22 protein-coding genes are annotated in these 25,195 nt (G+C 70.5%); 14 read left to right on the top strand and 8 right to left on the bottom strand.

The window, feature by feature from the left end; translation table 11 throughout:
- Window positions 1-19: 19 nt before the first annotated feature.
- The 11 genes from P3F85_RS06540 (at window position 20) to P3F85_RS06590 (ending at window position 14,885) form a co-directional block, all read left to right on the top strand.
- Window positions 20-280: a DUF6704 family protein gene (locus tag P3F85_RS06540; protein ID WP_374010435.1), complete on the top strand. Its 261-nt coding sequence runs from the start codon at window positions 20-22 to the stop codon at window positions 278-280.
- Window positions 281-283: 3 nt separating this feature from the next.
- Window positions 284-1,054: an indole-3-glycerol phosphate synthase TrpC gene (gene trpC, locus P3F85_RS06545; RefSeq protein WP_374010436.1), complete on the top strand. Its 771-nt coding sequence runs from the start codon at window positions 284-286 to the stop codon at window positions 1,052-1,054.
- A complete protein-coding gene (trpB, locus tag P3F85_RS06550) occupies window positions 1,054-2,265 on the top strand; it encodes a tryptophan synthase subunit beta (RefSeq protein ID WP_374010437.1) in 1,212 nt (403 codons plus the stop codon). Before trpC ends, trpB begins: the two co-directional genes overlap by 1 nt.
- Window positions 2,262-3,062 (top strand): tryptophan synthase subunit alpha, encoded by an 801-nt coding sequence (trpA, locus tag P3F85_RS06555; RefSeq protein WP_374010438.1) that lies wholly within the window; start codon window positions 2,262-2,264, stop codon window positions 3,060-3,062. Before trpB ends, trpA begins: the two co-directional genes overlap by 4 nt.
- An 83-nt stretch (window positions 3,063-3,145) precedes the next feature.
- Window positions 3,146-4,135 carry a prolipoprotein diacylglyceryl transferase gene (lgt, locus tag P3F85_RS06560; protein ID WP_374010887.1) on the top strand — a complete coding sequence of 330 codons (990 nt, stop codon included), beginning with the start codon at window positions 3,146-3,148 and terminating at the stop codon, window positions 4,133-4,135.
- Between the two features lie 171 nt (window positions 4,136-4,306).
- Window positions 4,307-8,884 (top strand): glutamate synthase large subunit, encoded by a 4,578-nt coding sequence (gene gltB, locus P3F85_RS06565; RefSeq protein WP_374010439.1) that lies wholly within the window; start codon window positions 4,307-4,309, stop codon window positions 8,882-8,884.
- Entirely contained in the window at window positions 8,877-10,334 is a 1,458-nt protein-coding gene (locus P3F85_RS06570; RefSeq protein ID WP_374010440.1) for a glutamate synthase subunit beta, read from the top strand. Before gltB ends, P3F85_RS06570 begins: the two co-directional genes overlap by 8 nt.
- A gap of 79 nt (window positions 10,335-10,413) precedes the next feature.
- Complete coding sequence (pyk, locus tag P3F85_RS06575; RefSeq protein WP_374010441.1) at window positions 10,414-11,829, top strand: pyruvate kinase; 1,416 nt, start codon at window positions 10,414-10,416, stop codon at window positions 11,827-11,829.
- A 167-nt stretch (window positions 11,830-11,996) separates the two neighbouring features.
- A complete protein-coding gene (locus P3F85_RS06580) occupies window positions 11,997-13,082 on the top strand; it encodes an outer membrane lipoprotein carrier protein LolA (RefSeq protein WP_374010442.1) in 1,086 nt (361 codons plus the stop codon).
- Entirely contained in the window at window positions 13,079-14,014 is a 936-nt protein-coding gene (locus P3F85_RS06585) for an ABC transporter ATP-binding protein (RefSeq protein WP_374010443.1), read from the top strand. Before P3F85_RS06580 ends, P3F85_RS06585 begins: the two co-directional genes overlap by 4 nt.
- Window positions 14,001-14,885 (top strand): ABC transporter permease, encoded by an 885-nt coding sequence (locus tag P3F85_RS06590; protein ID WP_374010444.1) that lies wholly within the window; start codon window positions 14,001-14,003, stop codon window positions 14,883-14,885. The genes P3F85_RS06585 and P3F85_RS06590 overlap by 14 nt, the downstream gene beginning before the upstream one ends.
- 125 nt (window positions 14,886-15,010) lie before the next feature.
- On the opposite strand, the gene P3F85_RS06595 is transcribed toward P3F85_RS06590, so the two are convergent.
- The 3 genes from P3F85_RS06595 to P3F85_RS06605 are packed head-to-tail and all read right to left on the bottom strand — an operon-like array spanning window position 15,011 to window position 17,410.
- On the bottom strand, window positions 15,011-15,898 hold the full coding sequence (locus P3F85_RS06595) for a DMT family transporter (RefSeq protein WP_374010445.1): 888 nt from the start codon (window positions 15,896-15,898) through the stop codon (window positions 15,011-15,013).
- A gap of 37 nt (window positions 15,899-15,935) precedes the next feature.
- Window positions 15,936-16,505, bottom strand: a complete 570-nt coding sequence (locus P3F85_RS06600) for an N-acetyltransferase family protein (protein WP_374010446.1) — start codon at window positions 16,503-16,505, stop codon at window positions 15,936-15,938.
- A complete protein-coding gene (locus tag P3F85_RS06605; protein ID WP_374010447.1) occupies window positions 16,502-17,410 on the bottom strand; it encodes an alpha/beta fold hydrolase in 909 nt (302 codons plus the stop codon). Before P3F85_RS06605 ends, P3F85_RS06600 begins: the two co-directional genes overlap by 4 nt.
- 111 nt (window positions 17,411-17,521) lie before the next feature.
- Between P3F85_RS06605 and P3F85_RS06610 the strand changes: the two genes are divergently transcribed.
- On the top strand, window positions 17,522-19,966 hold the full coding sequence (locus tag P3F85_RS06610; protein ID WP_374010448.1) for a phosphoketolase: 2,445 nt from the start codon (window positions 17,522-17,524) through the stop codon (window positions 19,964-19,966).
- Between the two features lie 15 nt (window positions 19,967-19,981).
- Here the strand turns inward: P3F85_RS06610 and P3F85_RS06615 are convergent, their stop codons facing one another.
- The 3 genes from P3F85_RS06615 to P3F85_RS06625 form a co-directional block, all read right to left on the bottom strand.
- Window positions 19,982-20,200: a dodecin gene (locus tag P3F85_RS06615; protein WP_374010449.1), complete on the bottom strand. Its 219-nt coding sequence runs from the start codon at window positions 20,198-20,200 to the stop codon at window positions 19,982-19,984.
- Window positions 20,201-20,265: 65 nt separating this feature from the next.
- Window positions 20,266-20,685 (bottom strand): MmcQ/YjbR family DNA-binding protein, encoded by a 420-nt coding sequence (locus tag P3F85_RS06620; protein WP_374010450.1) that lies wholly within the window; start codon window positions 20,683-20,685, stop codon window positions 20,266-20,268.
- An 86-nt stretch (window positions 20,686-20,771) separates the two neighbouring features.
- The gene (locus tag P3F85_RS06625) at window positions 20,772-21,560 is read right to left on the bottom strand and encodes an SGNH/GDSL hydrolase family protein (protein ID WP_374010451.1); all 789 of its coding nucleotides are present in this window, start codon (window positions 21,558-21,560) and stop codon (window positions 20,772-20,774) included.
- A 92-nt stretch (window positions 21,561-21,652) separates the two neighbouring features.
- Here P3F85_RS06625 and P3F85_RS06630 point away from each other — a divergent pair, with 92 nt between their 5' ends.
- Entirely contained in the window at window positions 21,653-22,120 is a 468-nt protein-coding gene (locus P3F85_RS06630) for a VOC family protein (protein WP_374010452.1), read from the top strand.
- A gap of 91 nt (window positions 22,121-22,211) precedes the next feature.
- Here the strand turns inward: P3F85_RS06630 and P3F85_RS06635 are convergent, their stop codons facing one another.
- Window positions 22,212-23,153: a hypothetical protein gene (locus P3F85_RS06635; RefSeq protein WP_374010453.1), complete on the bottom strand. Its 942-nt coding sequence runs from the start codon at window positions 23,151-23,153 to the stop codon at window positions 22,212-22,214.
- A gap of 123 nt (window positions 23,154-23,276) precedes the next feature.
- Entirely contained in the window at window positions 23,277-24,308 is a 1,032-nt protein-coding gene (locus tag P3F85_RS06640) for an LLM class flavin-dependent oxidoreductase (RefSeq protein ID WP_374010454.1), read from the bottom strand.
- Window positions 24,309-24,369: 61 nt separating this feature from the next.
- Between P3F85_RS06640 and P3F85_RS06645 the strand changes: the two genes are divergently transcribed.
- A complete protein-coding gene (locus tag P3F85_RS06645; RefSeq protein ID WP_374010455.1) occupies window positions 24,370-25,194 on the top strand; it encodes a hydrolase in 825 nt (274 codons plus the stop codon).
- Window position 25,195: the final 1 nt, after the last annotated feature.

Consider the following 25,195-nt stretch of genomic DNA (forward strand, 5'->3'; position numbering starts at 1 on the left):
CCCGACACGCAGGAGTCCCATGAGCAGCGAGTCAGTCGATCACGTGTCGGCGGAGCAGGGTTCGACGGAGCCAGGCCACGGTCACTCGCCGGCGGCATGGACGGCCGTGATCATCATGCTGGTCGCGTTCACGATCGGCGCGGTCGCGTTCTTCTACGACGCCCCGGTCATCGTCTGGGCGGCTGCGGCACTTGCGATCGTCGGCCTGATCGTCGGTGGGGTCATGAAGCGCGCGGGCTATGGAGTGGGCGGTTCCAAGTACACGCCGAAGGGCCACTGATCCGTGCTCGCCGACCTCGTCGCCGGCGCGCTGGAAGACGCTGAGCGGCGGCGCACCGAGCGACCGCTCGCGGTCGTCGAGGCGGAAGCGCTCGCTCGTCCGGCGGCGCTCGACGCCCTGACCGCACTGGCTCCGGCCGACCGCGTCAAGATCATCGCCGAGGTGAAGCGGGCGAGCCCGTCCCGCGGGTCGCTCGCGGCGATCCCGGACCCGGCGGCCCTCGCCGTCTCGTACGAGACCGGCGGTGCCAGCGCGATCAGCGTCCTGACGGAGGAGCGCAAGTTCCACGGGTCGCTCGCCGATCTGGAGGCCGTCCGCGACGCCGTGTCCATCCCGGTGCTGCGCAAAGAGTTCGTCACCGATCCCTACCAGGTGTTCGAGGCCCGCGCGGCAGGGGCCGACCTGGTACTGCTCATCGTCGCGGCGCTCGACCAGCGCCGTCTGACGGAGCTGCACGACCTGATCACGCAGCTGGGGATGACCTCGCTGGTCGAGGCGCACTCGGCCGACGAGCTCAGCCGCGCCCTCGACACCGGGGCCGGTCTGGTGGGCGTGAATGCCCGCGACCTCACAACGTTCGAGCTGGATCGGGACCTGTTCGGCCGCCTGGCCGACAGCATCCCGTCCGGCGTCATCCGCGTGGCGGAGTCTGCCGTGAAGTCGGCCGGCGATGTCGCGCACTACCGGGCGGCAGGCGCCGATGTGGTGCTCGTCGGCGAGGCGCTCGTCACGAGCGACCCCGTCGCCACGCTCGGAGAATTCCTGGGAGTCTGATGTCCCTCCGCACTGAGCAGGGTCCGTACTTCGGCGACTTCGGCGGGCGGTTCGTCCCCGAGTCGCTGGTCGCAGCGCTCGACGAGCTGTCCGCGGCGTGGGAGGAGGCGAAGGCCGATCCCGCGTTCCACGCAGAACTGGACGAGCTGCACCGCAGCTACACCGGCCGTCCCTCGATCATCACCGAGGTGCCGCGCTTCGCCGAACATGCGGGCGGCGCGCGCATCATCCTGAAGCGCGAAGACCTGAACCACACCGGATCGCACAAGATCAACAACGTGCTGGGCCAGGCCATCCTCACCAAGCGCATCGGCAAGACCCGGGTCATCGCCGAGACCGGCGCCGGCCAGCACGGTGTCGCCACGGCGACCGCCGCAGCGCTCTTCGGCCTGGAGTGCACCATTTACATGGGCGAGGTCGACACCGAGCGCCAGGCGCTCAACGTGGCACGGATGCGCCTGCTCGGCGCCGAGGTGATAGCGGTCAAGACCGGCTCCCGCACGCTCAAGGACGCGATCAACGACGCCATGCGCGACTGGGTGACCAACGTCGAGCACACCAACTACATCTTCGGGACCGTCGCGGGTCCGCACCCCTTCCCGGCGATGGTCCGCGACCTCCAGAAGATCATCGGAGAAGAGGCGCGCGAGCAGGTGCTCGAACTCACCGGCCGGCTGCCCGACGCCGTCGTCGCCTGCGTCGGCGGCGGCTCGAACGCCATGGGCATCTTCCACGCGTTCCTGGACGACGAGGATGTGCGGCTCGTCGGCTACGAGGCGGGCGGCGAGGGAGCAGAGACCCCGCGGCACGCCGCCACGATCACAAAGGGCCGCCCGGGCGTGCTGCACGGCGCCCGGTCGATGCTGCTGCAGGATGAGGACGGCCAGACCATCGAGTCGCACTCCATCTCGGCGGGCCTCGACTACCCGGGCGTCGGTCCCGAGCACGCGTGGCTCGCCGCGATCGGCCGCGCCGAGTACCTCCCGGTCTCCGACGCGGACGCCATGGACGCGCTGCGCCTGCTGAGCCGCACCGAGGGCATCATCCCGGCCATCGAGTCGTCCCACGCCCTCGCGGGCGCTCTGGTCCTCGGCCGTCAGCTGGGGCCCGGCAGCACCATCCTGGTCAACCTCAGCGGCCGCGGCGACAAGGACATGGAGACCGCCGGACGCTACTTCGAGCTGCTCGACCCGGACGCGGTGCAGTCGTGAGCGCCGTGGTCGAGAGCCGCGTCGCCGACACGATCGCGCGGCGCAACTCGGACGCCGCCGGTGCCCTGATCGGGTACCTGCCCGCCGGGTTCCCGGATCTGCGGACGAGTGTGGATGCCGCCGTCGCCCTGGCGCAGAACGGCGTCGACGTCATCGAGCTGGGCCTGCCCTACTCCGACCCGGTCATGGACGGCACCGTCATCCAGGCGGCCACGCAGCAGGCGCTGAGCGCCGGCTTCCGGCTGCGCGACGGCTTCACCGCCGTCCGCGAGATCACCGCGCAGGTCGACATCCCGGTGCTGGTGATGACCTACTGGAACCCGGTGCTGCAGTACGGCGTCGACCGCTTCGCCGACGATCTGGTGGCGGCCGGGGGAGCCGGTCTCATCACGCCCGACCTCATCCCGGACGAGGGCTCCGACTGGCTCGCCGCCTCCGACCGGGCCGGCCTCGATCGCGTGTTCCTGGCGGCGCCGAGCTCGACCGACGTGCGGCTCAAGCAGGCCGTCGACGCGAGCCGCGGGTTCGTCTACGCGGTGTCGACCATGGGCATCACGGGTGCCCGGACGGATGTGGATGCGGCGGCGCGCACGCTCGTCGGCCGCCTGCGTGAGGCCGGCGCCACCAGCACCTGCGTCGGGCTCGGCATCTCCTCGTCGGCGCAGGTGGCCGAGGTCCTGGAGTACGCCGACGGCGCGATCGTCGGCTCCGCTCTCGTCAAGGCGCTGGGCGACGGCGGCGTCGCCGAGGCGGGCCGCGTCGCCGCAACGCTCGCCCGCGGCACGATCCGCCCCTGACCGCGTCCTAAACTGTTGTCGCGCGCGATGCGTCGCCGCATCCCCCAACCTGATCGAAAGAGAGTCCTCGGGTGACCCTGACCATGAGCAGCTGGTACGCCAGCATTCCCAGCCCCGGGCCGGAGTGGCAGCAGATCCCGATCGACATCTTCGGGCTGCACTGGCGCATCCAGACCTACGCGATCATGATCCTGATCGGGATCGTGATCGCCGCGATGTGGACCTCGCGCCGCCTGACCAAGCGCGGGGCCGAGCCGGGCGTGGTGCTCGACATCCTCATCCCGGTCGTCGTCCTCGGCATCATCGGTGCGCGGCTCTACCATGTGTTCACGCACCCGGGCGACTACTTCTACCCGGGCGCCGACCCCGGGAAGGTCTTCGCGATCTGGGAGGGCGGCAACGCCATCTTCGGCTCGCTGCTCGGCGGTGCCGTCGGCGCCTGGATCGGCTGCCGCTGGACCGGTATCCGCTTCTGGACCTTCGCGGACGCCCTGGCCCCCGCGCTGCTCTTCGCCCAGGCGGTCGGCCGCCTCGGCAACTGGTTCAACCAGGAGCTGTTCGGCCTGCCCACCGACCTCCCGTGGGGTCTGCAGATCGACTCCGGCAACAAGGCGATCCCGGTCGGCCTCCCCGACGGGACACTGTTCCAGCCGCTCTTCCTCTACGAGATCATCTGGAACGTCATCGGCGTCGTGCTGCTGGTGCTGATCGAGCGCAAGTTCCGCCTGCAGTGGGGCAAGCTGTTCGCGCTCTACCTCATCTGGTACGGCGTCGGGCGCTCGTACCTGGAGTCGATCCGCATCGACCCGAGCGAGTTCTCCCTCTTGGGCATCCCCACCAACGTGTGGGCCGCGTTCGTCGCCGTCGTGCTCGGTCTCGTCATCTTCTACGTGCAGTCGTCCCGGCACCCGGGACTCGAGCCCAGCCCGTACCGGCCGGGTCGTGAATGGGTCCGTCCGGATGCTGAGGTAGACTCTGACGACACGGACCTGGAGGACGAGGACACCGCCGACGCAGACGGTGTGCCTGCCGGGTCCGCTTCGGCCAAGGCCACAAGCCCCACGAACGGATGATTCCCGACGGCCAGAAGTAACAACCGTCGAGGCGATCCCACGCACTGACCGCACGAAGAGCCTGGCCGCACCCGGACCAGGCGCAGCGGCGGAACCCCTCCCAGCATCGGGCCGAAGGCGTCCCCGCACTCAGCATCCCCACATCCACGACACTGTGAGGACGGTCGACAGATGGCGCTCACGCCTCCCCATTCCCGCTTCGGGACCGTGCCTGGCCCCCAGGGCCTGTACGACCCTGCCCACGAGAAGGACGCCTGCGGCCTCGCCATGGTCGCGACGCTCCGCGGTACCGCCGGGCACGACATCATCGACGCCGCGCTCGAGGCGCTCCGTCACCTGGAGCACCGCGGTGCGGTCGGGTCGGACGCCGGCACCGGCGACGGCGCGGGCATCATCACCCAGATTCCGGACGGGTTCCTCCGTGCGGTCGCGGGCTTCGACCTCCCGGCCGCCGGGCGCTACGCGGTCGGCAACGCCTTCCTCCCCAGCGGCGAGGACGAGCGTGCCGAGATCAAGTCGGCGCTCGAGGCGATCGCCGCGGAGCACGGACTGACCGTCCTCGGCTGGCGCGCGGTCCCGGTGCGGCCGGACGAGCTCGGCACGCTCGCGCGCCAGGCGATGCCGGTGATCGAGCAGCTGTTCGTCGCCTCCACGCGCGTGGATGCCGAGGGCAAGCCCGTCTCCGGGATCGAGATCGACCGCCAGACCTTCTTCCTGCGCAAGCGCGCGGAGCGCGAGCTCGACCTGTACTTCTCGTCGCTCTCCAGCCGCACCATCGTCTACAAGGGCATGGTCACGACCCTCCAGCTGGAGCCGTTCTACCCCGACCTCTCCGACGAGCGCTTCGCGTCGAAGCTGGCGCTGGTGCACTCGCGCTACTCCACGAACACGTTCCCGTCGTGGCCGCTCGCCCAGCCGTTCCGCATGATCGCCCACAACGGCGAGATCAACACCGTGCAGGGCAACCGCAACTGGATGCGCGCCCGGCAGTCGCAGCTCGAGAGCGAACTCCTCGGCGACCTCAGCCCGATCCTCCCCGTGGTCACCCCGGGCGCGTCTGACTCCGCGTCCTTCGACGAGGTCGTGGAGCTCATCTCGCTGAGCGGGCGCCCGCTTCCGCACGCCGTGATGATGATGGTGCCGGAGGCCTGGGAGAACCAGACCGAGATCGACCCCGTCCGCCGCGCGTTCTACGAGTACCACTCGATGCTCATGGAGCCGTGGGACGGCCCCGCCGCGATCGTCTTCACCGACGGATCCCTGGTCGGCGCCACCCTGGACCGCAACGGACTGCGTCCCGGCCGCTACGTCGTCACGAACGACGGCCTCGTCGTGCTCGCCTCCGAGATCGGCGTGCTCGACATCGAACCGAGCCGCGTCGTGCGCAAGGGACGGCTCCGCCCCGGCCGGATGTTCCTGGTCGACACGGTCGCGGGCCGCCTGATCGAGGACGAGGAGATCAAGTCCGAGCTGGCCGCAGGAGCGCCCTACGGCGAGTGGCTCGATGAGGGCCGGATCAACCTGAAGGACCTCCCGGAGCGCGAGCACATCGTCCACACCCCGGCGTCGATCGTGCGCCGGCAGAGGACCTTCGGCTACACCGAGGAGGAGGTCCGCATCCTCCTGAAGCCCATGGCGACCACCGGCGCCGAGCCGCTCGGCGCGATGGGATCGGACACTCCGGTCGCGGTGCTCTCCGAGCGCCCGCGTCTGCTGTTCGACTACTTCGCCCAGCAGTTCGCGCAGGTCACCAACCCGCCGCTGGACTCCATCCGCGAGGAGGTCGTGACCTCGCTGAAGCTAGGCCTCGGCCCGGAGCGCAACCTGCTCACGGCGGGGCCGGAGCACGCCAAGCAGGTCGTGCTCGACTTCCCGGTGATCGACAACGACGAACTGGCGAAGATCCAGCACATCGATCCACGGATCGGCAGCACGCTCACCACCACGGTGCGCGGTCTGTACCGGTCCGACGCGGGCCCGGATGCGCTGGAGCGCCGCCTGGCGGAGATGTGCGACGAGGTCGACGAGGCGATCGCCGCCGGCGCCCAGTTCATCGTGCTGAGCGACCGCGACTCCACGAAGGACCTGGCGCCCATCCCGTCGCTCCTGATGCTGGCCGCGGTGCACCACCACCTCATCCGCTCCGAGACCCGCATGAAGGCCGGTCTCATCGTCGAAGCCGGCGACGTGCGCGAGGTTCACCACGTCGCGCTGCTGATCGGCTACGGCGCCTCGGCGATCAACCCCTACCTGGCGATGGAGACCTGCGAGGAGCTCGTCCGCAGCGGGATGATCACCGGCATCACTCCGGAGAAGGCCGTCAAGAACGTCATCAAGGCGCTCGGCAAGGGCGTGCTGAAGATCATGTCCAAGATGGGCATCTCGACGGTCTCGTCCTACGCCGGAGCACAGGCGTTCGAGGCGGTCGGACTCAGCCAGGAGTTCGTCGACCAGTACTTCACCGGCACCACCAGCAAGCTCGGCGGCGTCGGGATCGACGTGATTGCGGCCGAGAACCTGGCACGCCACGAGAGCGCCTACCCCTCCGAGGGCGCCGCGCTCGCTCACGAGCGCCTTGCCACCGGCGGCGAGTACCAGTGGCGCCGCGACGGCTCGCCGCACCTGTTCAACCCCGAGACGGTGTTCCGGCTGCAGCACGCGACGCGCACGCGCCGCTTCGACGTGTTCCGCGAGTACACCAAGCTCGTCGATGACCAGTCGGAGTCGCTGATGACGTTGCGCGGCATGTTCCGGCTCAAGGAGGGCGAGCGCCCGCCGGTGCCGCTCGAGGAGGTCGAGTCGGTCTCCTCCATCGTCAAGCGGTTCTCCACGGGCGCGATGAGCTACGGCTCCATCTCGCAGGAGGCCCACGAGACCCTCGCCATCGCGATGAACCGGCTCGGCGCGAAGTCCAACACGGGTGAAGGCGGAGAGGACCTCGACCGCCTGCTCGACCCGGAGCGGCGCAGCGCGATCAAGCAGGTCGCATCCGGCCGGTTCGGCGTCACGTCGATGTACCTGACGCACGCCCAGGACATCCAGATCAAGCTCGCCCAGGGCGCCAAGCCGGGGGAGGGCGGCCAGCTGCCGCCCACCAAAGTGTACCCCTGGGTCGCGCGGACCCGGCACGCGACGGCCGGGGTCGGGCTCATCTCGCCGCCCCCGCACCACGACATCTACTCGATCGAAGACCTCAAGCAGCTCATCTTCGACCTGAAGCGCGCCAACCCGGGTGCCCGCATCCACGTCAAGCTCGTCTCCGAGTCCGGCATCGGCGCGGTCGCTGCGGGCACGGCGAAGGCGCTGGCCGACGTCATCCTCGTCTCCGGCCACGACGGCGGAACGGGCGCGTCACCGGTGAACTCGCTGAAGCATGCGGGAACCCCGTGGGAGCTGGGCCTCGCCGAGACGCAGCAGACCCTGATGCTGAACGGGATGCGCGAGCGCGTCGTCGTCCAGGTCGACGGGCAGCTGAAGAGCGGACGCGACGTCATCATCGGCGCCCTGCTCGGGGCGGAGGAGTTCGGGTTCGCCACGGCTCCGCTGGTCGTCTCGGGCTGCGTCATGATGCGCGTCTGCCACCTCGACACCTGCCCGGTCGGCGTCGCGACGCAGAACCCGGAGCTGCGGGCGCGATTCGCCGGCAAGCCGGAGTTCGTCATCAACTTCTTCGAGTTCATCGCGGAGGAGGTGCGCGAGTACCTCGCCGCCCTCGGCTTCCGCACGCTCGACGAAGCGGTCGGCCACACCGAGCTCCTCGACGTGGACCGTGCCATCGACCACTGGAAGGCGTCCGGCCTCGACCTCTCGCCGATCCTGCACGGTCCCTCGTTCGGCCCCGAGGCGCCCCGGCGCAACGGGCGCGCGCAGGACCACGAGCTGGAACACCACTTCGACGTGCAGCTGATCGAGGCCGCGCAGGACGTGCTCGCCGGCGGCGGTCATCTGGAGCTCAGCCTCCCGATCCGCAACACCGAGCGTGCGGTCGGCACCATGCTCGGCCACGAGGTCACGCTGCGGCACGGCGAGAACGGTCTGCCCACGGGCTCGATCGACATCAGCCTCACCGGTTCGGCGGGGCAGTCGCTCGGCGCATTCCTCCCGTCGGGTATCACGCTGCGGCTGGAGGGCGACTCCAACGACTACGTCGGCAAGGGACTCTCCGGCGGCCAGATCGTCGTCCGGCCGCCGCGGGACAGCGTGTTCCCGGCCGAGCAGAACGTGATCGCGGGCAACGTGATCGGCTACGGCGCGACGCAGGGGAGCATGTTCATCCGCGGCATCGTGGGCGAGCGCTTCCTGGTGCGCAACTCGGGCGCGACCGCGGTGGTCGAGGGCGTCGGCGACCACGCGCTCGAATACATGACCGGTGGCCTCGCCGTGATCCTCGGCGGCACCGGGCGGAACCTCGGCGCCGGGATGTCGGGCGGCACGGCCTACGTGTACGACCTGAAGAAGAACCGCGTGAACCGCGAGTCGCTGGCCAGCGGCGAGCTCGAACTGCTGCCGCTCGGCAGCGCCGACATCGAGATCGTCCGCGACCTGCTCGAGCAGCACGCGGCCGAGACCGGTTCGGCTCTGGCCGCCCGGATGCTGGCGGACTTCGACACGACCGTCGCGAAGTTCGTGAAGGTGCTCCCGCGGGACTACGCCGCGGTGCTGCAGATGCGACAGGAGGCCGTCGACGAGGGCCTCGACCCCGACGGCGACATCGTGTGGAACCGAATCCTGGAGGTGACCGGTGGCTGACCCTAAGGGTTTTCTGAAGACGACCGAGCGGGAGCTGCCCAAGCGCCGTCCCGTCTCCGTCCGGCTCATGGACTGGAAAGAGGTCTACGAAGCGGGCGACCCGGCGCAGTTGCGGCGGCAGGCCGGCCGCTGCATGGACTGCGGCATCCCGTTCTGCCACTCCGGCTGCCCGCTGGGCAATCTCATCCCGGAGTGGAACGACCTGATGTGGCGCGGGGAGGGCCGCCAGGCGATCGACCGCCTGCACGCGACCAACAACTTCCCGGAGTTCACCGGCCGCCTGTGCCCGGCCCCGTGCGAGTCGTCGTGCGTGCTCGGCATCAACCAGCCCGCCGTGACGATCAAGCAGGTCGAGGTCTCGATCATCGACCAGGCGTGGCAGAACGGCTGGGTGCAGCCGCACCCGCCGGAGCGCCTCACCGGCAAGACGGTCGCCGTCGTCGGCTCCGGCCCCGCCGGCCTCGCCGCCGCGCAGCAGCTCACCCGGGCGGGCCACACGGTCGCCGTCTACGAGCGGGACGACCGCATCGGCGGCCTGCTCCGCTACGGCATCCCGGACTTCAAGATGGAGAAGAAGCACCTCGAGGCGCGTCTCAACCAGATGATGGCCGAGGGCACCCGCTTCCGGGCGGGGGTCAACATCGGCGTCGACATCACCTGGGACGACCTGCGCGCCCGGTACGACGCCGTCGTCGTCGCGACCGGAGCGCTGGTTCCGCGTGACCTCCCGATCCCGGGCCGTGACCTCTCCGGCGTCCACTTCGCCATGGAGTACCTCGTCCAGCAGAACAAGGCGGGCGCGGGTGACCAGGTCTCCGGTCAGATCACGGCGGACGGAAAGCACGTCGTCGTCCTGGGCGGCGGCGACACCGGCGCGGACTGCATCGGCACGGCCCACCGCCAGGGTGCGGCGAGCGTCACGAACCTCGCCATCGGCACGCAGCCGCCGTCGGAGCGCCCCGGGCACCAGCCCTGGCCGGTGACCCCCACGCTGTTCGAGGTCTCGTCGGCGCACGAAGAGGGCGGCAAGCGCGAGTTCCTGGCGTCGACTGTCGAGTTCCTCTCCAACGAGTTCGGCGAGGTGCGCGCGCTGCGCGTGGCCGAGACCGAGTACCTCGACGGACGACGCGTGCCGAAGGCCGGGACCGAGCGCGAAATCCCGGCGGACCTGGTCCTTCTGGCCCTCGGTTTCACCGGGCCGGAGCAGGACGACATCTCCGCTCAGCTCGGCCTGCCGTTCGATGCGCGCGGAAATGTCGCGCGCGACGGCGACTACCAGACCACCCAGGAGGGCGTGTTCGTCGCAGGCGACGCAGGCCGCGGCCAGTCCCTGATCGTGTGGGCTATCGCAGAAGGCCGGGCAGCGGCAGCCGCCGTTGACCGGTATCTTGAAGGGGAGACGCAGTTGCCGTCTCCGATCCGTCCCACCGACCGCGGCATCCTCGTCTGAACGAGGCACTGTCCGCACGACCGGGCGCCCACCACGAAAACACGCGCCGTCGGCGCAGAATCACGGAGCGAACACACGCATGAGAAGGGCCAAAATCGTCGCGACCCTCGGGCCGGCGACTTCCAGCTACGACAACATCCGCGCGATCATCGACGCGGGTGTGGACGTGGCGCGGATGAACCTCAGCCACGGCAGCTACGACGTGCACGAGGGGGTCTACGCCAACGTGCGGAAGGCCGCCGACGACGCCGGGAAGCCGGTCGCCGTTCTCGTCGACCTTCAGGGCCCCAAGATCCGCCTCGGCAAGTTCGAGGCCGGTCCCTACGAGCTGGCCGAGGGTGACATCTTCAAGATCACCACCGAAGACATCATCGGCACCCGTGAGATCTCCTCGACGACGTTCAAGGGCCTCCCGAACGACGTCAAGCCGGGCGACTTCCTGCTGATCGACGACGGCAAGGTCCGAGTGCGTGTGATCGCGGTCGACGGCCCGGTCGTCACCACCGAGGTCATCGTCGCGGGCCCGGTGTCGAACAACAAGGGCATCAACCTGCCGGGTGTCGCGGTGAACGTCCCGGCGCTGTCCGACAAGGACGAGGCCGACCTCCGCTGGGGCCTCAAGCTCGGTGCCGACCTGATCGCCCTGTCGTTCGTGCGGAACGCGGCCGACATCGATCGCGTCCACGAGATCATGGCGGAGGAGGGCCGCAAGGTCCCCGTCGTCGCGAAGATCGAGAAGCCGCAGGCCGTGGATGCGCTGGAGGAGATCATCGAGGCGTTCGACGCCATCATGGTCGCCCGTGGCGACCTGGGTGTCGAGCTGCCGCTGGAGGCCGTGCCGATCGTGCAGAAGCGTGCGGTCGAGCTGGCCCGTCGTGCGGCGAAGCCCGTCATCGTCGCGACGCAGATGCTCGAGTCCATGATCTCGAGCCCGGTCCCGACCCGCGCAGAGACGTCCGACGTCGCGAACGCCGTGCTCGACGGCGCCGACGCGGTCATGCTCTCCGGCGAGACGAGCGTCGGCGAGTACCCGACGGTCACCGTGCAGACCATGGCCAAGATCGTCACCTCCACCGAGGAGCACGGTCTGGAGCGCATCCTGCCGCTCGGCACGCGTCCGCGCACGCAGTCCGGTGCGATCACGCTCGCCGCCGTCGAGGTCGCGGACTTCGTCGAGGCGAAGTTCCTCTGCGTGTTCACCGAGTCGGGCGAGTCGGCCCGCCGTATGGCGCGTCTGCGCAGCCGCATCCCGATCCTGGCGTTCACGCCGGAGGAGTCGGTGCGCCGCCGCATGTCGCTGTTCTGGGGCGTCGAGTCCTTCGTCGTCGGCCGGGTCACGCACACCGACCAGATGGTGGCGCAGGTGGACGAGGCCCTCAAGTCGACCGGCCGTGCCGTCGACGGCGACAAGGTGATCATCATCTCCGGTTCCCCTCCCGGAATCCCCGGAACCACCAACGACATCCGCGTGCACCGGGTCGGCGACGTCCTGTAGCACCGGTCGAAAGGGCCCCGCTTCGTGCGGGGCCCTTTTGCGTCCCCGGTGCTGCGGGCAGGCGTATCGGCCGACAGGATGACGCGGCGTCGTACCAGGGGATGAACTCCCGTTCTGCCAGCCAATCCGGAGGGTCGGATGGGGGTCGCCGAGCGTATCCTCGGGCTATGGAACACCGTTGGATGCGCTGGGCGCCCGCCGTCGCCATCCCCGTCGCGATCGCGACCGCTGCGATCGTGACCCCGCTGGCCGCAGGCGCCGCAGATCTGCCCGTGAAGTCGCCGTCGGACGTGCTGCGCCTGGTCGCCTCCAGCGACACCCGGTCGTTCTCAGGAACCGTCGAGCAGAGCTCCGACCTGGGCCTGCCCAGCCTGCCGTCGACCTCCCGCGGGTCACAGGATGCCAGCGCCGCCGACCTGCTCGAACTCGCCCTGGCCGACCACACCGCCAAGGTGTGGGTCGACGGTCCGACGCACGTTCGCGTCCAGGTGCTCGACAAGCTGGCCGAGCGGGATGCGATCCGCAACGGATCCGACGTGTGGCTGTACCAGTCGGCGGGCGAGAAGGTGTCGCACGCGACCCTTCCCGCACACGAGAAGGCTGCGCCGGCACCGGATGCGACCGCTCCCGAGACGACGCTGACACCGTCTCAGCTCGCCCAGCGCTTCCTCGACGCCGTCGACCCCTCCACGGCCGTGACCCTGGGTGGCACGGTCTCGGTCGCGGGCCGCGATGCCTACGACCTGGTCCTGACGCCGAAGGCCGACCAGACGCTCGTCGGCCATGTCTCGATCGCCGTGGATGGGCGGACCGGCATCCCGCTGAAGGTCGCGGTCAGCGCCCGCGGAGCGAGCGCCCCCGCGTTCGAGGCCGGTTTCACGCAGTTCAGCGATCAGAAGCCGGACGCGTCGCTGTTCCGCTTCAGCCCGCCGAAGGGCGCCACCGTTACCGAGCAGTCGCTGCCGTCCCGCGGCGACGACCCGCAGGCGAAGGGCACGCAGGCGAAAGGCACGCATCCGCGGCCGACCGTGACCGGCGAGGGATGGGCGACCGTCGTCGCGCTCCCAGCGGGCTCGGCACCCGCGTCGATCGCCGACGACCCGCTGTTCGCCCAGTTGACCCAGCCGGTCGACGGCGGACGCGCGCTCAGTTCGTCGCTGGTGTCCGTGCTCCTCACGTCGGACGGCCGGGTGCTGGCCGGTGCGGTCCCGGTGTCCGTGCTGCAGGCGGCGGCGAACGCAGCCGGGCAGTGACCGACGCGGCCATCGCGACCAGCGGCCTCACCAAGCGCTTCCGGTCGCGGGCGGTCGTCGACGGCCTCGACCTGCACGTGCCACGGGGCTCCGTGTTCGGCTTCCTGGGACCGAACGGCTCCGGCAAGACGACCACCATCCGGATGCTCCTGGGCCTCGTGTCCGCGTCGGCCGGATCCATCCAGGTGCTCGGTGAGCCGATGCCCGACCGCGGCGCGCGCGTCCTCCCGCGCGTAGGCGCGCTGGTGGAGGGGCCGGCGTTCGCGCCGTATCTCTCCGGGACCGCGAACCTGCTGCGGCGGGACACGGCCGACCGGTACGCTCCGGGGGCCACCCGGCGGGCACGCGTCGATGCGGCGCTCGAACGCGTCGGCCTGTCGCACGCCGCGGGCAAGCACGTCCGGGCGTATTCGCTGGGGATGAAGCAGCGGCTGGGCATCGCGGGGGCGCTGCTCACCGACCGCGACCTCCTGGTGCTCGATGAACCGACGAACGGACTTGACCCGCAGGGCACGCGCGAGGTGCGGTCGCTGGTCCGGTCGCTGGCCGACGAGGGGACGACCGTCTTCGTGTCCAGCCACCTGCTGGCCGAGATCGAGCAGGTCTGCACGCACGCGGCGATCATGCGCACCGGCCGGCTGGTCGCGCAGGGGTCGCTGGATGAGCTCCGCCGCGGATCCGGACCGCGCGTCGCCGTCGAGACGCCCGACGTTCCGCTCGCCGTCTCGGTGCTCGCGCGCTTCGGACTGCACGCGGATGCGGCCGCGGGAGGGGTGGAGGCGGCGCTCTCCGAGTCCGCGCCCCCCGCCGAGGAGCTTGCGGCGGCGCTGGTCGGCGAGGGAGTTCGCCTGCGCGGTTTCGCCGTGCGGGCCTCCAGCCTCGAGGAGCGCTTCGTGGAACTCACCGGGGAGGGTTTCGATGTCGAGCAGTGAGCAGCTCACCGTGGCACCTCCCGAGGGTTTGCGTTCAGTCGCTGCTCGTCGCGAGCGGCCATCGGGAGGCTGGGCGCTGCTCGGCTCGGAGGTGTCGGTGATGTTCCGCCGGTGGCGCACCTGGGCGATGCTCGCGGCGCTGGCGGCGGTGCCCATCCTGATCGCCGTCGCCGTGCGCATCACGGGCGGGAGCTCGCGCGGGCCCGCCTTCCTCAGCGAGATCAGCAGCAACGGCCTGTTCGTCGCGTTTACCGCACTCGTGGTGTGCGTGCCGCTGTTCTTGCCGCTGACGATCGGCGTGGTGGCCGGCGACACGATCGCGGGCGAGGCGAGTCACGGAACCCTGCGCTACCTGGTGATCGCGCCGGCCGGGCGGCTCCGGCTCCTCGGGGTGAAGTACGCCGGCTGCGCGGTGTTCTGCGTCGCCGCGGCCCTGGTGGTCGGGGTCGCGGGCGCGCTGATCGGAATGCTGCTGTTCCCGATCGGCCCGGTGACGCTCCTCTCCGACGTGCAGGTCGGGCTCGGAGAGGCGTACCTGCGGCTGCTGCTGATCGCGCTGTACATCGTCGTGTCGTTGCTGGGGCTGTGCGCGATCGGGCTGTTCCTATCGACGCTCACCGACGTTCCCGTGGGCGCGATGGCGGCGACCGCCGTACTGGCCGTGTTCTCGCAAGTGCTCGACCAGCTGCCGCAGCTGGAGGGGCTGCACCCGTGGCTGTTCAGCCACTACTGGCTCGGCTTCGGCGACTTCCTGCGCGATCCGATCGCGTGGGACTCCTTCGGCAACAACGCCCTGCTACAGCTCGGCTATATCGCGGTCTTCGGTGCCCTCGCCGTCGGCCGCTTCACCACCAAAGACATCCTCTCCTGAGCCTTCGCTCCGACGCTTCCGCTCCGACGCTTCCGCTCCGTCGAGGTGAGAGTAATGGTCGGAATGCCGGCCGAATAACCGCCACAAGGCGCATCTCGGCGCGGCGTCAGGGTGCGGGGGAAGGGTCAGGGGACGGCCTCGGCGGTTTGTTCGAGGTCGGAACGCGGTTGCTCGCGCTGCGTGGCGATGGCGACGCCGGCGGCCGCGCAGACGATGAGGATGCCGACGAGCTGCACGAGCGAGAAGCGCTCCCCGAGCACGATCACCCCGAACACCGTCGCGATGACCGGTCCGAAACTGGTGATGACGGCGTACAGCCGCGCGGTGAGGCGGCGCAGGATGAACGTGTCGAGACTGTACGGGATCGCCGACGACAGCACCCCGAGCGCCAGCAGCATGAGAAGGATGCGCAGGTCGAGCCGGCTGTAGTCGACGACGATCAGCGCGAGCGGGACGGTCAGCACCGTGGATACGACGCTCGCCACGGAGAGGCCCTCCAGGCCGGGCAGCCGGGTCGCGACCTGGCGCGTCAGCAGGATGTAGGCGGCCCACGCGGCCGCCGCCGTCAGCGCGAGCGCGACGCCGACCGGGTCGATGGCGCCCTCGGTCGCCGTCAGCAGGAGGACTCCGGCGGCGGCGGCGACCGCGCATGCCGCATCCAGCAGCCGTCGCGAACCGACGAGCGCCAGTGCGAACGGGCCGAGGAACTCGATGGTCGCCGCGATGCCGAGACCGAGCCGACCGACGGCTTCGTAGAAACTGAGGTTCATCGCGGCCAGCACGACGCCCAGCGCGAGGGCGGGCCAGAGCCGTCGCCACGTTAGCTCGGCCCGCTTCGGCCGGTAGAACGGCAGCACCGCGGCGGCCGTGACGACCTGGCGGGCTGCCACGACGACGATCGATCCGACGACCGGGATGAGCAGCCCGGCCACCGACGACCCGAAGTTGATGCTGACCTCCGTCGCCACCTGGGTGCCCGCGCCGACGAGGCGGTCGCGACGGGTGGAGCTCACCGGTCGAGCCTACCGGGACCGGCGCAAGTGGATGCGGTCAGAGCGTCCGGCGCATGATCGCCCGGATCGCGCTCGGCCGCCGCACGACGTCGAAGCCGCCGTCGCGGAACAGCGAGACGGTGCCGTGGTACCGCTCGGCCGTCGAGATCGAGGGCCGGACCTCCGGATCGACCGGGTATCCCTCGATCACGTCGGCACCCTGTGCGCGGGCGTGGGCGACGGCGCCGTCGAGGAGCGAGCGCGCCACCCCCTGCCGCCGGAACTCCGCCCGGACCACGAAGCAGGTCACCGCCCACGGGTCGGTCGGATCGCCGTCGAGCCGTTTCGTGATCGGCGACCGCGCCAGGGTCGTGTAGGCCGTGTACGGCTCGACTGCCGCCCACCCGGCGGGCTCCCCGTCGATCCAGGCCAGGACGCCGGGAGATCCGGTTCGCACCTGCTCGTGCAGCCGCTCCGCCCGGTCAGCCCGGGAGAGCTCGTCGAAGCGCGAGCGGGGCACCTTGAACCACTGGCACCAGCATCCCGGGGGGTCGCCGGGAGTGCTGAAGACCGTCGTGAGATCGTCCCAGACCGCGTCATCGACCGGGCGGACCACTGTGTCGCTCATGCGACGACGCTAGCGCGCGCCCCCGACACCAGCCACGATTCCTCACCCGAGTGTCCGCCCAGGCACAGCCGGGCGACGAGCGACGGATGCTCGACGTGCGCGAAGTGCCCGGTCCGCGGGAGGACCACCGTGCGCAGGTCCGGCACGACCGACGCGAGCCGCGCATCGTCGCCCCGGGGCACGAACACATCACGATCGCCGTGGATCGCGAGCACCGGGCACCGGATGCGTCCCCAGCGTTCGGCCGCCGCGTACTGCCGCGCGCTCGCCACGGCGCGCACGAACGCCCGCGGGCGCACATCCCGGCCCAGCTCGTGCTCCACACCCGGCACCCGGCGTGCGAAAAGGGGAGAGACGAGGAGCCCGAGCAGCCCGGCGCGATCGAGTGCGCGGATCAGGCGCGGGCCCGCTGCACCGAGCCCTGCGAGGACGCGCATCCCCGCATCCAGCAGCATCAGAGGCATGTAGGCCGCGAACAGCCGGAGCCGTCCGGCCGAATCCGCACGCGCACCGAACGTCGTCGCCGAAATCAGGGTGACCGACTCGGTCGCCTCGGGTTCTGCGGCGGCCAGTTCCAGCGCCACGAAGCCGCCGAGGGAGTGCCCGACCAGCCGCCACCGCCGGTAGCCGAGTGCCCGCGCGACCGTTGCGACAGCGTCCGCCAGCGCGCGCGCATCCAGACGGGAGACATCCGCCGGGGAGTCGCCCCAGCCCGGCAGATCCGGGATCACCAGGTCACCGATGGGTGCACCGCGCTCGGCCTCCGCCGCATCGATCAGCGGCGCCCAGGTCGTCCACGATCCCGCCGCTCCGTGCAGCAGGATGGTCGCCACGGCCGGCCCGCGCGCGCCGGATTCACCCGGAGTTCGCCGCACGGTCACCCGGCCGGCACCCGTCTCCACCATCGTCGTCTCCACGTCTGTTGTTCGGAGCGGACCGGTCGTAGGCTTGCGCGACAAGCCACCCCGCACCCGGACGCGGACTGCGCGCAGCCAGGGGGGACCGGAGGGAGCACGATGACCGATACGACCACTGCATCCGGCACCGGAGCACTGAGCGAGGAGATGCTCGACCGGCTGGACGCCTGGTGGCGGGCGGCCAACTACCTCTCGGTCGGGCAGATCTACCTGCTCGACAACCCGCTGCTCCGCCGGCCGCTGTCGCGGGACGACATCAAGCCGCGGTTGCTGGGGCATTGGGGCACCACGCCGGGGCTCAACTTCATCTACGCGCACCTCAACCGGGCCATCCGGGAGCGCGACCTGAACACGCTGTTCGTCGCCGGCCCCGGCCACGGCGGACCCGGAGTCGTGGCGAGCGCATACCTCGACGGCACGTACAGCGAGGTCTACAGCGCGATCGACCAGAGCGAGGACGGGCTGCGCAGGCTGTTCCGGCAGTTCTCGTTCCCGGGCGGCATCCCGAGCCATGCGGCGCCGCAGACGCCGGGCTCCATCCACGAAGGCGGCGAGCTGGGGTACGCGCTCTCGCACGCGTACGGCGCGGCCTTCGACAACCCCGACCTGCTCGTCGCGGCGGTGGTCGGCGACGGCGAAGCCGAGACCGGCCCGCTGGCGACCGCCTGGCACTCGAACAAGTTCCTCAACCCGGAGCAGGACGGCGTTGTCCTGCCGATCCTGCACCTCAACGGCTACAAGATCGCGAACCCGACGGTCCTGGCGCGCATCCCGGAGTCCGAGCTGCTCGACCTGATGCGCGGCTACGGCTACGAGCCGTTCCTCGTGTCCGGCGGCTTCGACGGCGAGGACCCGCGCGAGGTGCACAAGCGCATGGCGGCCATCCTCGACGAGATCCTCGACCGGATCGCCGCGATCAAGAGCGAAGCGAAGGCGGGCGAACTCGACGCACGGCCGACCTGGCCGATGCTCATCCTGCGAACGCCGAAGGGATGGACGTGCCCGGCCGAGATCGACGGCCACCCGACCGAGAACAACTGGCGCTCGCACCAGGTGCCGCTCGCGAACGCGCGCGACACCGAGGCGCACACCCGGCTGCTCGAGGAGTGGATGCTCTCGTACCGCCCGGAGGAGCTGTTCGACGCAGAAGGCCGTCCGATCGAGCTCATCACCGGTCTGGCTCCCGAGGGGGAGCGACGGATGAGCGCCAACCCGGTGGCCAACGGAGGTCTCCTGCGGCGCGACCTGCGCCTCCCCGACTTCCGCGACTACGCCGTCGAGGTGCCCGTCCCGGGCGAAGCCGTGGCCGAGGCCACGCAGGTGCTCGGCGCGTGGTTCCGGGATGTCATGGTCGCCAATCCTCACGACTTCCGCCTGTTCGCGCCGGACGAGTTGGCCTCCAACCGCTTGCAAGCGGTCTACGACGCCACCGGCAAGCAGTGGAACGCCGAGTATCTGCCCATCGACTCCGACAACCACCTGGCGCCGCAGGGCCGCGCGATGGAGGTGCTCAGCGAGCACCAGTGCCAGGGCTGGCTCGAAGGCTACCTGCTGACGGGACGGCACGGCGTCTTCACGTCGTACGAGGCGTTCATCCACATCGTCGACTCGATGTTCAACCAGCACGCCAAGTGGCTGAAGTCGGCCGGCGAGGTGTCGTGGCGGCGTCCGGTCTCGTCGCTGAACTACCTGCTCAGCTCGCACGTCTGGCGGCAGGACCACAACGGCGCATCGCACCAGGACCCCGGGTTCATCGATCACGTCGTCAACAAGAAGGCCGACGTGGTCCGCGTCTACCTGCCGTTCGACGCGAACACGCTGCTCTCGACCTACGACCACTGCCTGAGGTCGGTGGACTACGTGAACGTCGTCGTCGCGGGCAAGCAGCCGTCGCCGCAGTGGCTGAACATGGACGACGCCGTCGCCCACTGCACGCGCGGCATCGGCATCTTCCCGTGGGCCGGTACCGAGGTGGAGGGGGAGGAGCCGGATGTGGTGCTCGGGTGCGCGGGCGACATCCCGACCCTCGAGACCCTCGCGGCCGCCGACATCCTGCGCCGCCGGCTGCCCGACCTGAAGGTGCGGGTGGTCAACGTCGTCGACCTGATGCGCCTGCAGGACGAGCAGGAGCATCCACACGGCCTGAACGACCGCGAATACGACGCACTGTTCACCACGGACAAGCCGGTCATCTTCGCCTACCACGGCTATCCCTGGCTCATCCACCGCCTGACCTACCGTCGGCGTGGCCACGACAACCTCCACGTGCGCGGCTACAAGGAGGAGGGGACGACGACCACCCCGTTCGACATGGTGATGCTCAACGACCTCGACCGGTACCACCTGGTCATCGACGTGATCGACCGCGTCCCCGGGCTCGCCTCGCGCGAGGCGGGGTTGCGTCAGGAGATGCAGGATGCGCGCCTGCGCGCCCGCCAGTACACGCGCGAGCACGGAGAGGACATCCCGGAGGTGGCCGAGTGGACGTGGGGCGGCGGCGAGCGGACGACGCGGATCGACACGACCGGCGGCGACAACGACTGACCGGACCCGGGCGGACTAGTCCGAGAGCTCTTCGAGCCGGAAGCCCACCTTCAGGGTGACCTGGAAGTGGGCGACGCGTCCGTCCTCGACCTCACCCCGGGTGTCGGTCACCTCGAACCAGTCGACCTCGCGGATCCTCTTCGCGGCGCGCTCGATCCCGTTGCGTATCGCCGCATCGATCCCCTCGGGCGATGTGCCCACGATCTCGATCACTCTGTACGTGTGGTTAGTCACGGTGAAGCTCCCAACGTTCGGTGTGGCCGGCTACGCCCAGTGTGCTCCGCGCCCGGCCGTCGCCGCTACAGGACGTCGGAACCCCGCTCGGCTGATCGGTCGCCGAGGTCGTCGAACTCGCGGCGCAGATACTTCGGCGCCTGCACGCGCCACGCCTCCGTGACGAGCTCGCCGAGATGGTCGTCGTCGATGGCGCCCATTCGGAACGCGACCTTCGGCTCGCCCCAGGGGGTGGTCGTGCGGAGGAACACCGAGGGTGCCATCTCGACGAGGGCGAGCGCATCCAGCTGGTCGGCGACCTTCACCCCGACAACGAGCTCGGCCGCGATGATCGCGCGCATGTCTGCCGGGATGCTCGGCCACGGGTGGCACTCCCACGCGTACAGCTTGCCGCGGACGAACCAGGCGGCACCGCCGGTCGTCGCGCGCTCCTCGCTGCCGGGGAGCCGCGCGGCGGTCCTCCGCACGTCGTCGAGGTCAGCCACGGTGCGATGCTACGGCGGACCTCCGACAGAGAGTGTCGTCGCCGCCTCTGGGCCCTGTCCACAGCGGGCGGTCTACAGCGGGCGGTCTACAGCGGGTGGGCACCTTCGGGGTCGACGACGGTGAGTTCGGCGATCTTCGCGGCGCGGTGGTCACCGGAGGAGCGTCCGGTGAGCCGGCGTCCCACCCACGGCAGGACGTAGCGGCGGTAGTAGTCGGCGGTGCGCCGCGTCTTCTCGCCGGGCGGCGCCGCGGCGACCTCCTCCACGCCCCACTCGGCCGGTACCGGCACGCCGAGCGCGGTCAGCACGTTGCTGGCCACCCGGGCGTGGCCGAGCGGCCCGAGGTGGAGGCGGTCCTCCGACCAATACCGGATGTCCTCCAGGCCCTCGTCGGCCCAGTTGTCGACGAACGTGATCCCCTCGCGCGGCAGCATCGCCCGGACGGCGATCGCCAGCTCCTCGCCCCGGCGACGGACCAGCCCGCCGAGCGGGAGGTGCGCGCTGGGGTTCGCCCCACTCAGCAGCAGCATGTGGCTGCCGGAGGCGACCACCCGGTCCGCCGCATCCATCAGGGTCGTCGCGACGCCCTCGATCGAGACGCGAGGTCGCATGATGTCGTTCCCGCCGCCGTTGAGGCTGACCAGATCGGGATGCTGCGCGATCGCCGGATCCACCTGCTCGGCCACGATCGGCCCGAGCTTGCGGCCGCGCACGGCGAGGTTCGCGTAGCGGAACGGCTCGCGGGAGTGGGCGGCCATCCCGAGCGCCACGAAGTCGGCCCACCCGCGCACGCGTCCGTCCGGAAGATCGTCGCCGACGCCCTCCGTGAAGCTGTCCCCGATGGCGATGTAACTGGAGAATCCGGTGCTCGACACGGGTGCAACGCTACTCCGCCGGGACCTGCCCGACGAACGCGGGCCGCGGCTACCATGAGCGGCATCGACGACGATGTCCGAAGGGGGATCCCATGCAGAAGGTCAGTTCGTTCCTGTGGTTCGAAAGCGGCGTGGAGGAGGCGGCGGAGCTGTACACGTCGCTCATCCCGGATTCGCGCATCCTCGAGGTCCAGCGGTTCGGCGAGGGGATGCCGGACGGGCTCGTCGTGCTGCGCTTCACCCTCGCCGGTGTCGAGTACCAGGCGATGAACACCGGTCCCGCGAACGGGTTCACGGAGGCGTTCTCGCTGTCGGTCCTGTGCGACGACCAGGCGGAGGTCGACCGGCTGTGGGAGGCGCTGACGGCTGACGGCGGCGAGGAGAGCATGTGCGGCTGGCTGAAGGACCGCTGGGGTCTCAGCTGGCAGATCGTGCCGCGCCGGCTCCTCGAACTGCAGGCCGACCCCGACCGCGAGCGTGCCGCCCGCGCCAACCAGGCGATGCTCGCCATGCGCAAGCTCGACATCGCCGCCCTCGAGGCCGCCGCCGACGCGCGCTGACCCAGCCTCCCGCGCACCCGCGGCCGCCGAGCACAGGAAAAGTGCGGGCTTTCGACCTCGAGAGCCGCACTTTTCCTGTGCTCGCGGGCTGCTAGCGGGCGATCAAGTCCTGCCAGCTGAGCAGGTGCTCGACCGTCACGCCGCCGTATCCGCGGAGTGACGCCAGCTGCGCGCGGACCTTCGCCGTCTCGGACTCCAGGAGGGCCGCCGAGTCGTCGCCGAATGTCGCGGCGGGACCTCCGGCGACCTCGGGGGTGTCCGTCTCGACGCCGATGGTGAACGGGACGCGCTTCGCTGCTGCCGCGGTCGCCGCGGGCTTCGCCAGCGCCACGATGCCGTCGGTTCCGGCCGCGTGGTCGCTGAACGCGACGATCGCGACCGACTTGAGCCGGGGGAGCAGCGCGTCGAAGGCGGTGCCGCCGCCCGGTTGCGGTTTCGCGGCGAGCCACCACGGCAGGTCGGCGCCGATGGGCACGGATCCCGCCGCAACCTTCGCGCGGTCGTACATGGTCTGCAGCTTCGCGACCACCGCCGGCAGTTCGGCGTCGGACGAGACCACCCACGGCTCCACGTCGAACTGGACGGCGTCGAACGGGGCAGCGCGCAGGGCGGCCGAGGTCCAGGTGGCGGCGAGGGAGGGGTCATCGGCCCAGGCAGCATCCCCGCCGAGGGCCGCGACCTTCGTGACGCCGGCCGCGTGCAGCGCGTTCACCGCGTCCGTCAGCCACGTCGAGAACGGGCCTTCGTCGGCGGCCCACGGCACGGACAGGAAGACGGTCCGGAGCTGGTGGGATGCGGCGAAGTCGGCGAGCGCCTGCGGCTCGAACTGCGGTTTTCCCTCGCCCCGCGCATCCACCGCCGGGTCGATCGGGTTGCCCCAGGCCCACATGGACGTGATCGCCGAGGAGGGGGATGCGGAGTCGACCCGAGGACTCACGGCCGAAGCGGGTGCTGCGGTCACGAGGACCGATCCGCCGATGGCGAACGCGAGTGCCGACGCAGTGATTGCGGAGCGGAGACGCGGAGCTCGCATGGCACACCCTTAGAACGAGGAATACTACGGTCACCGCAGATTCGGGTGTGCGGTTCCCCCATCATCCCAGTCCCAGCGGATGCGTCTACGCCTCGTTCGGGGTACATATGCCCGGAGTGTGCGCTAATCGCGCCACCCGAGTGCCGGGGCGATCTGGGTGACGATCGTCTCGAGCAGGTGTGCGTTGTAGTCGACGCCGAGCTGGTTGGGCACGGTGACCAGCAGGGTGTCCGCGTCCGCGACCGCCGCGTCCTCCCTCAGCTCGGCGACGATCTGCTCCGGATCGCCGACGTAGCTCTTCCCGAAGCGGGCGAGCCCCCCGTCGAGATGGCCGACTTGGTCGTTGCGCTCGGCGAGCGCGGAAGCCCCGAAGTAGCGGCGGTCCAGATCGGTGGTGATCGGCAGGATGCTGCGGCTGACCGACACGCGCGGCTCCCGCTCCCAGCCCGCAGCGGCCCACGCGTCGCGGTACTGCTGGATCTGCTCGGCCTGGAGGTCGGAGAAGGGGACCCCGGTGTCCTCGGTCAGCAGCGTCGAGCTCATCAGGTTCATCCCCTGCTCGGCCGCCCAGACGGCGGTGGCGCGCGTGCCCGCACCCCACCAGATGCGGTCGCCGAGGCCCGGCGACTGCGGCTCGATGGCGAGTGCGCCGCGCTGGCCGCCGGTCATCGCGGGGTTCGCCTCCGCAACGCCCGCGCCGGCGATCGCCGCGCGGAACAGCTCGGTGTGCCGGCGGGCCATGTCCGCATCCGTCTCGCCCTCGGCGGGGACGTAGCCGAACGACTCGGAGCCACGGAGCGCCGTCTCGGGTGAGCCCCGGCTGACGCCGAGCTGCAGCCGGCCGCCGCTGATCAGATCGGCTGCGGCGGCATCCTCGGCCATGTACAGCGGGTTCTCGTACCGCATATCGATGACCGCGGTCCCGATGTCGATCCGCTTCGTGCGGGCGCCGATCGCGGCGAGCAGCGGGAACGGGGACGCCAGTTGCGGGGCGAAGTGGTGGACGCGGACGAACGCGCCGTCGGCCCCGAGCTCTTCGGCGGCGACGGCGAGCTCGATCGTCTGGAGGAGGGCGTCCGCCGCAGTGCGCGAGACGGAGCCCGGGATGGGCTGGTAGTGCCCGAAGCTGAGGAACCCGATGCGTTTCACATCCACTCCAATCGGTCCTGGTCGCAGCCTATTCCGCCGACCGCGTCCGCGTCGGTAGAGTCCGGGTGTGGCGGAGTGGCTGTGTGCGACGTGTGCGGTGGAGACGACGGCGATCCAGGACGACGCGGGGGAGCATCCACCCGCCGTGTGCCCGATTTGCGAGGACGAGCGCCAGTACGTGCCGCCGACCGGCCAGGAGTGGACCACTCTGCAGCGGCTGCAGCGCGACGGCGAGCGGGTCGTCATCACCGAACTGGAGCCCGACCTCTACGGCCTGCGCAGCGAGCCGCGGGTCGGGATCGGCCAGCAGAGCCTCCTGCTCCGCACGCCCGAAGGCAACCTCCTGTGGGATCCGACCGGTTACGTCGACGAAGCCGCGGCGACGGCCGTGCAGGACCTCGGCGGCGTCGCGGTCATCGCCACCAGCCACCCCCACATGTTCGGCGCGCAGGTGACCTGGTCCCGGATGCTCGGCGACCCTCCGGTGCTCGTCAACGCGGCGGATCGGCACTGGGTGCAGCGTGAGGACCCGGCCATCGCGTCCTGGACGGGTGAGACCGAGGTGCTCCCCGGAGTCACGTTGCGGACAGTCGGCGGCCACTTTCCCGGGAGTGCGGTCGTGCACTGGGACCGCGGCGTCGTGCTCAGCGGAGACACGGTGTTCCCCGGTCCCTCGCAGCAGTGGGTGACGTTCCAGCGCAGCTATCCGAACGACATCCCGCTGTCGGCGGCAGTGGTCCGGCGCGTCGCGGACACCGTCTGCGAGCGGCCGTTCGACCGGATGTACGGCAACCTCGGCAACGTCGTGCTGCAGGATGCGCGCGGCGCGGTGCTCCGGTCGGCCGACCGCTACATCGGCTGGGTGAGCGGGGCGTTCGACCACCTCACCTGAG

Source organism: Leifsonia sp. T36S-04, from assembly GCF_042465655.1.
GTDB lineage: Bacteria > Actinomycetota > Actinomycetes > Actinomycetales > Microbacteriaceae > Leifsonia.